The sequence below is a fragment of the Rhizobium sp. CRRU65 genome (assembly GCF_048551595.1).
In the GTDB taxonomy this organism is placed as follows: Bacteria; Pseudomonadota; Alphaproteobacteria; order Rhizobiales; family Rhizobiaceae; genus Rhizobium; species Rhizobium leguminosarum_J.
Window position 1 is genome coordinate 1 of record NZ_JBLYZH010000051.1, and the last position, 879, is coordinate 879.

The 879-nt window shown below is 62.0% G+C and carries 1 protein-coding gene; it reads right to left on the minus strand.

Going from position 1 to position 879, the window contains the following annotated elements; all coding sequences use genetic code 11:
* A partial coding sequence (locus tag ACM5SV_RS36595) for an AMP-binding protein (protein ID WP_419425531.1) occupies positions 1 to 879 on the minus strand: 879 nt, incomplete at both ends.

Here is an 879-nt window from a genome sequence, read left to right on the forward strand (position 1 = left end):
CGTGATCGCCATAGACCGTGCGCATCTGGCCCGGCCAGCTGTCGGTGATGCAAAGATTGCCGTCGGCCGGACCTTCCAGCACCTTGCCCTCATTGTCGACCAGCTGCGGCTTGACGCCGAAGAACGGGGTCGTCGCCGAACCGGGTTTCAGATCGGTGGCGCCGGGCAGCGGCGTGATCATGTGGCCGCCGGTTTCCGTCTGCCACCACGTATCGATGACAGGGCAGCGCTTGTCGCCGACGACATTGTAATACCATTCCCAGGCCTCGGGATTGATCGGCTCGCCGACCGTGCCGAGCAGGCGCAGCGAAGAGCGCGAGGAGCGCGTGACGAATTCGTCTCCGGCACCCATCAACGAGCGGATCGCCGTCGGCGCCGTATAGAAGATGTTGACCTTGTGCTTGTCGATGACTTCCCAGAAACGACCCTGGTCCGGGAAATTCGGCACGCCCTCGAACATCAGTGTCGTCGCGCAGTTCGCAAGCGGCCCGTAGACGATATAGGAGTGGCCGGTCACCCAGCCGACATCGGCCGTACACCAGTAGACGTCGCCGTGGTGATAATCGAAGACATATTCATGCGTCATCGCCGCATAGACGAGATAACCGCCGGTCGTGTGCAGCACGCCCTTCGGCTTGCCGGTCGAGCCTGATGTATAAAGAATGAACAACGGATCTTCCGCCTTCATCTTCACCGGCGGGCATTCCGCCTTCACCGTGGCGACCTCCTGGTGATGCCAGAGATCGCGGCCGGGCGCCCAGCCGGTCTTGCCACCGGTGCGGCGAACGACCAGAACCTTCTCCACGATCACGTGCTGGCGTGCCGCAATGTCAATTGCGGTATCGGTATTGTTCTTCAACGGCACCGGCTTGCCACCGC